12 protein-coding genes and 2 pseudogenes are annotated in these 8842 nt (G+C 36.8%); 11 read left to right on the forward strand and 3 right to left on the reverse strand.

All coding sequences use genetic code 11. The features are described from left to right. Positions 1 to 528: 528 nt before the first annotated feature. The 3 genes from LKD48_RS15790 to LKD48_RS15800 all read right to left on the reverse strand — a co-directional run bounded on the left by LKD48_RS15790 (position 529) and on the right by LKD48_RS15800 (position 2421). Complete coding sequence (locus LKD48_RS15790; protein ID WP_262538899.1) at positions 529 to 1122, reverse strand: amidohydrolase family protein; 594 nt, start codon at positions 1120 to 1122, stop codon at positions 529 to 531. Between the two features lie 115 nt (positions 1123 to 1237). Beyond that, the gene (locus LKD48_RS15795; protein ID WP_118616312.1) at positions 1238 to 2095 is read right to left on the reverse strand and encodes an alpha/beta hydrolase; all 858 of its coding nucleotides are present in this window, start codon (positions 2093 to 2095) and stop codon (positions 1238 to 1240) included. 20 nt (positions 2096 to 2115) lie between these two features. Continuing rightward, the gene (locus tag LKD48_RS15800) at positions 2116 to 2421 is read right to left on the reverse strand and encodes a hypothetical protein (protein WP_308732579.1); all 306 of its coding nucleotides are present in this window, start codon (positions 2419 to 2421) and stop codon (positions 2116 to 2118) included. Between the two features lie 384 nt (positions 2422 to 2805). On the opposite strand from LKD48_RS15800, the gene LKD48_RS15805 reads away from it, so the two are divergent. The 11 genes and pseudogenes from LKD48_RS15805 to LKD48_RS15850 all read left to right on the forward strand — a co-directional run. Then, entirely contained in the window at positions 2806 to 3081 is a 276-nt protein-coding gene (locus LKD48_RS15805; RefSeq protein ID WP_308732580.1) for a hypothetical protein, read from the forward strand. A gap of 237 nt (positions 3082 to 3318) precedes the next feature. Then, on the forward strand, positions 3319 to 3792 hold the full coding sequence (locus tag LKD48_RS15810; RefSeq protein WP_015564444.1) for a GNAT family N-acetyltransferase: 474 nt from the start codon (positions 3319 to 3321) through the stop codon (positions 3790 to 3792). Positions 3793 to 3852: 60 nt separating this feature from the next. After that, positions 3853 to 4101: a hypothetical protein gene (locus LKD48_RS15815; protein WP_003697696.1), complete on the forward strand. Its 249-nt coding sequence runs from the start codon at positions 3853 to 3855 to the stop codon at positions 4099 to 4101. A 477-nt stretch (positions 4102 to 4578) separates the two neighbouring features. Continuing rightward, positions 4579 to 5112: pseudogene (locus LKD48_RS15820) on the forward strand (DUF134 domain-containing protein). Positions 5113 to 5303: 191 nt separating this feature from the next. Then, positions 5304 to 5513 (forward strand): DUF6219 family protein, encoded by a 210-nt coding sequence (locus LKD48_RS15825; protein ID WP_021737557.1) that lies wholly within the window; start codon positions 5304 to 5306, stop codon positions 5511 to 5513. Positions 5514 to 5516: 3 nt separating this feature from the next. After that, the gene (bcp, locus tag LKD48_RS15830; protein ID WP_066559172.1) at positions 5517 to 5972 is read left to right on the forward strand and encodes a thioredoxin-dependent thiol peroxidase; all 456 of its coding nucleotides are present in this window, start codon (positions 5517 to 5519) and stop codon (positions 5970 to 5972) included. Further along, positions 5972 to 6721, forward strand: a complete 750-nt coding sequence (gene yaaA / locus LKD48_RS15835) for a peroxide stress protein YaaA (RefSeq protein ID WP_308732581.1) — start codon at positions 5972 to 5974, stop codon at positions 6719 to 6721. The genes bcp and yaaA overlap by 1 nt, the downstream gene beginning before the upstream one ends. 127 nt (positions 6722 to 6848) lie before the next feature. Beyond that, on the forward strand, positions 6849 to 7256 hold the full coding sequence (locus tag LKD48_RS15840; protein ID WP_118616358.1) for a Fur family transcriptional regulator: 408 nt from the start codon (positions 6849 to 6851) through the stop codon (positions 7254 to 7256). Then, positions 7249 to 7869: pseudogene (locus tag LKD48_RS16585) on the forward strand (flavin reductase); the annotation flags it as partial. The gene LKD48_RS15840 and the pseudogene LKD48_RS16585, both read left to right, overlap by 8 nt. Positions 7870 to 7887: 18 nt before the next feature. Next, the gene (rbr, locus tag LKD48_RS16590) at positions 7888 to 8430 is read left to right on the forward strand and encodes a rubrerythrin (protein WP_227102397.1); all 543 of its coding nucleotides are present in this window, start codon (positions 7888 to 7890) and stop codon (positions 8428 to 8430) included. A 50-nt stretch (positions 8431 to 8480) separates the two neighbouring features. After that, positions 8481 to 8842: lactate/malate family dehydrogenase (locus LKD48_RS15850; RefSeq protein WP_408628586.1), on the forward strand; the 362-nt coding region annotated here is incomplete at its 3' end.

An 8842-nucleotide genomic window follows, 5' to 3' on the forward strand; every position in this document is an offset into this window, starting at 1 on the left:
TTTTATGTTGTTAGATCTGTAATGTATATTCAGAAGATATCGACATTAAAGATTTAGAAAAATATTTCTTGGCTTCAACCCAGGGGCAAGCCCCTGGGTTGAAGCCTAAAAATTTTATAACATTAGGGCGGAATACAGAAAGGCCTTTTCGAGTTGGATTATTTGAGATTGTTAACATAAAGATCCTCCTTTTGAATTTTATTTCACGGCTTGAATCATAAAAATCTTGCTTTTCAAATTAACAGATGGGCGTTGACACGCCCATTTAAAGTTGCGGTTTTGCGTTTCGCCTTGTTAGTGGAAAGGGCGAAAACCACTTCATTCCCCCAGGAGCTATTGTACTCCATAAAAAATTCCTTTTTAAATGAGAGATAAATTGGTAATCCTGAAATAAAGTTTAAAATTCCACCAATTACTATCCATACAAGTTCTGGTGAAACGCCTGCATATATTACGATTTGAAATATTCCAATAATAGCTCCTGCTAATCCGGAATAAATAGTAAGACCACGACATTGGTGCCTGTCCCTAGCAAAACAATACACCTCCGGTAATCATAAGTTTGATTAAATCAACCTTTTCTTGCTTCGCTTTTTCAAGTTGTTTCAGTGCATCTGGAATGGTCGATGCGGCAACTGCAACCGATCCAGCCATATGACCACCTGGAACGGAGATTCCCTGATTTGCAGCAAGAATGCGAGGGCCAAGTTTAGTGCCGGATTCAATTTCATCGCGCAGACGAGTATCAAAATTGCCGAGTCCACCAACTGTTCGGATGGTTGTGACACCACTGAACAATTCATCTTTCGCAAATCCTGCTACCATTTTATATGCGATTGTTCTGGTAAGCGAGGAACTCATAATGGTTTTGACTAGCTTTTCATTATCGCGCTGCTTTTTCTGAGGCTTTCCGTTTCCAGCAAGATGAACATGCATATTGATTAGTCCAGGAAGAATGTATTGTCCGTGAAGGTCAATCACCTTATAATTGTGAAGATCTGCATTCGCATCTGGTATCAAATCGGTGATGATTCCGTTTTCTACCAGAATACAAAGCCCCTGTTGGATTTTCATTTCTTTTGTTCCATCCAAAATTTTTCCATTTCGAAAAGCATAATTCATAGCAAATTCTCCAATTCCATAAGTTTGTCGAATGTCTTTATTTCTGATTTGTCAAGCCTTTTGTAATATTGCATATACAATTTTCACCTAATTAGAAAATAGTATAGTATTACAATTATAAATGAAGCTTTGACTGTCGGTTGAAAAATTCAATAAAAAGATCAAGAAGCGGCAAACTCCAGAAGGATCCTTCATGTTCAGCATGATCGACGCAGATAAAACTAACATCCGCACCACATTCTTCAAGACGTTTCACCATTTGTTCGCTCTGAGAGAAAGGCACTAAAGGGTCTGCATTTCCATGCGCAATTAGAAATGGAACATAATTTTTTCCTTTTTCAACATAAAAAATAGGACTTACTAATTGTAAAATTTTAGGATTATAGGTACCACCACAGAAGGCATTGATCATATTAGATGTTTCTGGATCAAGGAGAGCTGGGTCTTGCGGCATCATTGCGGTTAGATCAGTCGGCCCAAAGCAATCGATGACAGCGCAAACAGAATCAGAGTATTCTGCATATTCGCTTGTTTTAAAACGGCTGTCATCGCCAGTGAGTCCAAGAAGCAAAGAAGTATTACCACCAGAGGAAGTGCCGAATGAATAGATTTGCTTGTCATCAATTTGAAATTGGTCAGCGTGTGCTCTTAAAAAACGGATTGCTGTTTTTACATCCTGCAAGAAGGCGGGTGCTGGATAGCCGTCATCAATATTGCGGTGTCGTACAGTAGCAACTGTGTATCCAGCGGCAGAAAAACGAGCTAATTGAGGAATTTCGTAGGTCGTATCAGGAAAATGCCATGCACTTCCCTGAATAAATACAATAACTGGATTGCGAGAAGGGTCAGTATCGGCTCGTTGGGGAATCAGCATATCCATTGTCAATTCAACACCGGATGCAGTAGAATAAATAACATTAGGGCGGAATACAGAAAGGCCTTTTCGAGTTGGATTATTTGAGATTGTTAACATAAAGATCCTCCTTTTGAATTTTATTTCACGGCTTGAATCATAAAAATCTTGCCTTTAAAATTAACAGATGGGCGTTGACACGCCCATTTAAAGTTGCGGTTTTGCGCGTCTAACATATGGTGAAAACCGTTTCTATAAAAGTAAATAATACCTGCTATAAGATGTATTGCCCAACCAATATCACTTAATAGCCCCAATATTAGAAATGGAATATCTGGTATCATAGCAGTATAGCGGATACCTTGTTTTCCTTCCTGTTGAAGCTGTTTGATATGTTTTTCTGTTGCTTCTCTTTTTTTATGTAGAATTTCTTTTATCGTATTCATAGAAAATCTTTAACTCCCAATTCATTTTTTTTCGTTATAACACAATTCCTATCAAATTTCAATATCGGGAAGGAACTTTTGTTTTTTAATATCAGGAGGAAACTTTTGTTGCTGGATATGAATGTTGTTTGATAGGAATACTTCTTGATATGCAAACAGTAACTTAGTTGGAGAATTTACATCAGAAAAAACAATTAGTTGAAAAATATGAGGAAGCATGTTACTATATATCCAGAAGTAAAAATGGTTCGGACACTCAAACAAAACGCATATAGAAGGAAAGGAGATCAAAAATATGGAATTTACAGAGATAATTAAAAATCTTTATAAAACAATATATTTCATTTACGGAAGAATTACCAAACACCAGATAGGAGGATGTATATGATGGCGTGGGAAATAAAACATATATTTGACGGAGATTATGGTTGCGAGGAATTGCAGCCTGGAGAAAAAGCCAAGGTATCGGTTACATTAGTAAATGAAAAGGGAGAAACAAAAGTTTTATCTGTTGAGGATCAGTGGTTGCTTGATAAGAATTTGTCTGAGGGTTCTATATGGCCAGAACAGACAGCTTTTATCAAGTATCATTTATCTCCACAAAAGTGCTCTCCATTTCAAGGCGCATCCAGTGCCTGTCCCCGGCAAAAAATTGAATGACATTGTGTATTCCTAACGGAGTACCAACCGAAAGAAAACTGCTGTCAGTCGATGGCAGTTTTTCTTTTTCGGCAAGTATTCAAGAAGTCATTAAGTTGTGAGTATAGTCGAAGTGGTAGAAAAATTCGTAAAGATGTGGTATAATACTTTTGCTTGTGAGCGACAAATCGTTGTTTGTGGAGGTGTTTGGATGTGTGGAATAGCAACTGATTTATAAAAAATAAATCGGAGGTTTATATGGATTATTCAATAAGAGAATTAAGACAAAACGAGTCCAAGGTGCTAAATACTTTTTTATACGAAGCAATTTTTATTCCAGAAGGGGTTCCTATACCACCAAAAGAGATTATAAATCAACCAGAATTACAGGTGTATGTTAAAGATTTTGGTAAGAATAAAGGAGACTTGTGTTTGGTTGCTGAAGCCAATAATGAAATTGTTGGTGCAGTATGGTGTCGTATTATGAATGATTATGGACATATTGATGCTGAAACACCATCATTTGCAATTTCACTTTTAAAACAGTATAGAAACTATGGTATTGGAACTAATCTAATGGAGCAGATGCTAAAAAAACTGAAAATGCAAGGATATAAGCAAGTGTCATTATCTGTTCAGAAGATGAATTATGCAGTTCATATGTATCTAAAAGTAGGATTTGAAATTGTCGATGAGAATGACGAAGAGTATATAATGATTTGCAAATTGTAGGAATCTGTAATTTGAGTTTATGGTTTACAAATCGGAAGTTATATGCGGAGGAGGATTATTATGAATACAGTTAGAATGATTTTATGTGGAAATGTTGAAGATAGCAGAATGAATCCAAGTGAAAAGGTAGGAGTAGTATCAGTGGTTTTTGTTTCTACAGAGGAGGAAAAAATTAAGAATAAACTTAAAAAATTGCAAGATAAAAATCCTGAAAAATTTTATATGGAATACGTTACTCCATTAGATGTTGACTTAACAAGTTTAGAGCACTATCCATCGATTGAAATATCAAAAAATGATTTACAATAACAACTTCCAGTTTGCAGAACTGACCCAAAAGAGCTCGAAGGTGAAAAAAAGTGCCTGTCTCCGGCAAAAAAATATAAACTTTATAAAAGCTCTATAAACAAAAGTATACATTTTGCGCAGAGGAGTCTGAGCAGCAGCACGAGAGGGTAGCGTGTTATTGCTCAGCTCAACTTATCAAGAGAGTGAAAAAATAGGATGACAACGGTTGTATTTAGTGCTATACTTAATTCAGTGTCAAGGGTAAGTATACCTCATTAAATATGTCCAAAATGTTAACATGCACGAAAAACGGCTGTTGTCAGAATATTCGGATAAATACCTGCAAAAACAGGCTCTGAAAACTGCATAAAACCTAGATTTTTGAAGGGGGTACCGTAGAAATGAGGTATAAGCCCGAGAGGGCATTGACACCATTTTTAATTTTTTTAGCGCTACTGCAGCTTCACGGTCCATCCAGTGCCTGTCCCCGGCAAAAATATGCCGAGACCAGTAAAATGCAGAAAAGTCTGCCATTTCACAAATGTTTTAGAATTTCTTCCGGCAGATGATACTGAGAAAAAAATGCCCATTGTTCTGACGGTAGATGAGTACGAGACAATCCGTCTTTTGGACAAGAAAGGTTACAGTCAGGAGCAGTGTGCAGAATCTATGCAGATCGCAAGAACGACGGTCCAACGGATTTACGAGATTGCCAGAAAGAAAATAGCAGATGCTCTCATTGATGGACATCCGCTTAAAATTGAGGGTGGGGATTTCATAATCTGTGACGGTAAGAGCAGCGACTGCAGCTTTGGAGGGTGTTACAAACAGGAGATTTACCAAAAATATGCAGTAGAAAAATGAGAAGGTATCATGAGAATAGCAGTAACATATGAAAATGGACAGATTTTCCAACACTTTGGACACACAGAGACATTTAAGATTGATGCGAAGTATTCTCTCCATGAGCACAACCATGGGGAAGGACATACATGTGGTGAGCATGGATGTGGAAACCATAGCTGTCATTAAGAAGAATAAAAAAATACAATACGAAAGGATGCGTCAAGGTAATGCAAGAATTATCGTGATACATACTTTTGTATTTGGATTGATTATTTTTCTTTCTCTGCTTGTCGAAAGTGATGTATAGAATGTATAATATTGTTAATGATCCAGAGATATTTATTTTGGAAACAGCTTAATCAGTTTGGAGGTATAAAATGAAAGCACATAAGTATTGGTCAATCGGAGCGTTAATTACTATGATTGGAACTTTTTATACTGGATATAAGGGATCCAAATCAGGTCATAGGTATTTTGCGTGTAGCACTCTTATATGTATGATCATGTCTATGTATACGGGACATAAAATGATTTCAGGTAATAAAAGAACAAGAAAGCAGGTGGAAAATACAAAAGCGGAGGAATAGTAAATGTTAGAGTTAGGAATAAAAGCACCGGATTTTGAATTGCCGGATCAGAACGGAGAAGTGCATAAATTAAGTGATTATTTAGGTAAAAAAATAATTTTATATTTTTATCCAAAGGATAATACACCAGGATGTACGAAGCAGGCATGTGGCTTTTCTGAGCGTTATCCACAGTTTACTGAGAAGGGAGCTGTTATTCTCGGAGTAAGCAAGGACTCTGTAGCGTCTCACAAGAGATTTGAAGAAAAATACGGACTGGCATTTACGCTATTAGCAGATCCGGAGCGTAAAGTTATTGAAGCATATGATGTCTGGAAAGAAAAGAAAAATTATGGAAAAGTATCTATGGGTGTAGTAAGAACTACATATCTTATTGATGAGCATGGAATCATTATAAAGGCAAATGATAAAGTCAAGGCGGCAGATGATTCTGAAAATATGCTTAAGGAATTGGCATAATGAAGATTATTTTATCACCTGCAAAAAAGATGATTGTAGATACCGATAATTTAGCTACGGTTGAATTGCCTGTCTATATTGATAAGACAGCAGAAGTATTAAACTGGATGAAAAGCAAATCAAAAGAAGAACTGAAAGCTATCTGGAAATGTAATGACAAGATTGCAGAGCAGAACTTTAACAGATTGGAAAATATGAATCTTTATAACAGGCTTACTCCGGCTGTTTTAGCATATGAAGGGATTGCATTTCAATATATGGCACCATCTGTGTTTGAAATCCAGCAGTTTGAGTATTTGCAAAATCATTTAAGAATCTTGTCTGCGTTTTATGGCATTTTAAAACCAATGGATGGTGTGACTCCTTATCGTCTTGAAATGCAGGTAAAGATTGGAATTGGAGATGCAAAAAATCTGTATGAGTACTGGGGAGAATTGTTATACCGCTCAGTAATCGATGACAGTAGGATTATCATTAATCTTGCATCAAAAGAATACTCAAAATGTATAGAAAAGTATCTGACACCACAGGACAGATATATTACGATTTTATTTTGTGAGTTATCCGGAGATAAATTGGTAACAAAAGGTACCTATGCCAAGATGGCTCGTGGTGAAATGGTCAGATTCATAGCGGAAAATAATATTGAAAATCCGGTGGAGATTCAGAAATTTGACAGACTCGGATATTCGTTTAGGACTGATTTATCTTCAGATTCAGAATATGTATTTGAACGCAAAATAAAATAGTTATTCAGGTAAAAGATGCTCAGTTTGGTAGCTTTTATAATAATGAGAATTATTACTATTTTTATTGACAAAAGGATGATAGTGGTATACAATCCTTATTAAGAACTAATCCTAATAAGGAGGACAAATGACAAGTAGGAGAAATACCATTCAAAAAGATCTTGTAAGAAATACCGTATACGAAATGAGAAGACACGTTACGGCAAATGAAGTGTATGAATTTATAAAAGAAGCATATCCAACAATTGGAAAAGGAACTGTATATAGAAATCTTGATATATTGGTAGAGGAAGGTGCATTAAGAAAGGTTGAAGTTCCGGATGGATCGAACCGATTTGATTTTACATTGAAAAATCATTACCATGTAAGATGTATAAAGTGTGGTGAAGTTTTTGATGTGGATATGGATCAAATACCGGATTTGTTGGAAAGAATTCATAACACTCATGGAATTGAATTTGTGGATTATGATATTTCATTTAAAGGCATTTGCCCGAAATGCAGGGAGAAGGTAAAGGAGGAACAGCATGGATAGGAAAGCAATGTATAAGTTGAGTTATGGACTGTTTATATTGACCGCTAAAGAAGCAGAAAAAGATAACGGATGCATCATTAATACAGCCATTCAGGTAGCTTCGGAACCAAACCAGTTAAGTATCTGTGTAAATAAGGCAAATTATACGCATGATATGATTCAAAGAACCGGAAAATTTACTGTATCAGTCTTAAGTCAGAAGGCACAATTTGAATTGTTCAAACATTTTGGCTTCCAATCAGGAAGAGATACCAATAAGTTTGAAGCATTTGAGCAGTGTGCCAGGGGCACAAATGGTATTTATTATATTACAGAAGGTACAAATGCATACATTTCTGTGACAGTTACTAAAACAGAGGACTTGGGTTCACATACGATGTTTATCGGTGAGATAACCGATATGGAAGTTTTAAGCAATGTTCCTTCAGTAACATATGATTATTATCAGAATAATATTAAGCCTAAGCCACAGGAGGTTGGAAAAACAGAGGACAGTCAGACAATATGGCGTTGCAGAATTTGTGGATATGAATATGTAGGCGAGGAATTACCAGATGACTTTATATGTCCTTTGTGCAAGCACCCGGCATCAGATTTTGAAAAAGTAGTAAAGAAAACGGAGGTAAAAGAGATGGCAGCAAACAAATATGCAGGAACACAGACAGAGAAGAATTTACAGGAGGCATTTGCAGGGGAATCACAGGCAAGAAATAAGTATACCTATTTTGCTTCTGTAGCGAAAAAGGAAGGTTACGAGCAGATGTCAGCATTGTTTTTAAAGACTGCAGATAATGAGAAAGAACATGCAAAGATGTGGTTCAAGGAATTAGCAGGAATTGGTGATACAAAGGAAAACCTGGCGGCAGCGGCAGAAGGCGAAAATTATGAGTGGACAGATATGTATGAAGGCTTTGCTAAAACAGCTGAGGAAGAAGGATTCCCTGAGCTTGCAGCAAAATTCAGGGCAGTAGGTGAGATTGAGAAGCACCATGAGGAAAGATATCGTGCACTTCTTAAGAATATTGAAACTTCACAGGTATTTGAAAAGAGCGAAGTTAAGGTATGGGAATGCCGTAACTGCGGACATATTGTGGTAGGAACTAAGGCGCCTGAAGTATGTCCGGTATGTAATCATCCACAGAGCTATTTTGAAGTACATGAAGAGAATTATTAAGGAGATGAGATTATTACGAAGAAGAAAGTGATTAATTCAAAAAAGCAGTAATGATAGGCTGTGGCTTTGTTGGTTCTGCATCGGTATTTGCTCTGATGCAGAGTGGCTTGTTTACAGAGATTGCCCTTATCGATGCAGATAAGAATAAGGCAGAAGGAGAAGCGATAGATATCAGTCATGGTATTCCATTTGCGAGTACGATGAAAATATATGCCGGAGATTATGATGATGTGGCTGATGCTGCAATTGTTGTCATATCTGCCGGAGCGGGACAGAAACCGGGAGAGACAAGGCTTGATCTCGTAAATAAAAATGTAGCAATATTTAAGTCAATCAGGGGGTGCGGACGCTTTCTTGGACCTGAATTAAGCAATTCCAAGACTGCGTCTATACTCCATCGGACTCAAACCCC

This window comes from Anthropogastromicrobium aceti, assembly GCF_020687335.1.
Taxonomy (GTDB): domain Bacteria; phylum Bacillota; class Clostridia; order Lachnospirales; family Lachnospiraceae; genus Anthropogastromicrobium; species Anthropogastromicrobium aceti.

Bases quoted from the DNA above. Each gene is read 5' to 3' on its own strand.
- LKD48_RS15805 (WP_308732580.1), top strand. From the start codon at position 2,806: ATGATGGCGTGGGAAATAAAACATATATTTGACGGAGATTATGGTTGC.
- LKD48_RS15800 (WP_308732579.1), bottom strand. From the start codon at position 2,421: ATGAATACGATAAAAGAAATTCTACATAAAAAAAGAGAAGCAACAGAA.
- LKD48_RS15795 (WP_118616312.1), bottom strand. From the start codon at position 2,095: ATGTTAACAATCTCAAATAATCCAACTCGAAAAGGCCTTTCTGTATTC.
- LKD48_RS15825 (WP_021737557.1), top strand. From the start codon at position 5,304: ATGAAAGCACATAAGTATTGGTCAATCGGAGCGTTAATTACTATGATT.
- LKD48_RS15810 (WP_015564444.1), top strand. From the start codon at position 3,319: ATGGATTATTCAATAAGAGAATTAAGACAAAACGAGTCCAAGGTGCTA.
- rbr (WP_227102397.1), top strand. From the start codon at position 7,888: ATGGCAGCAAACAAATATGCAGGAACACAGACAGAGAAGAATTTACAG.
- LKD48_RS15840 (WP_118616358.1), top strand. From the start codon at position 6,849: ATGACAAGTAGGAGAAATACCATTCAAAAAGATCTTGTAAGAAATACC.
- LKD48_RS15790 (WP_262538899.1), bottom strand. From the start codon at position 1,122: ATGAATTATGCTTTTCGAAATGGAAAAATTTTGGATGGAACAAAAGAA.
- bcp (WP_066559172.1), top strand. From the start codon at position 5,517: ATGTTAGAGTTAGGAATAAAAGCACCGGATTTTGAATTGCCGGATCAG.
- yaaA (WP_308732581.1), top strand. From the start codon at position 5,972: ATGAAGATTATTTTATCACCTGCAAAAAAGATGATTGTAGATACCGAT.
- LKD48_RS15815 (WP_003697696.1), top strand. From the start codon at position 3,853: ATGAATACAGTTAGAATGATTTTATGTGGAAATGTTGAAGATAGCAGA.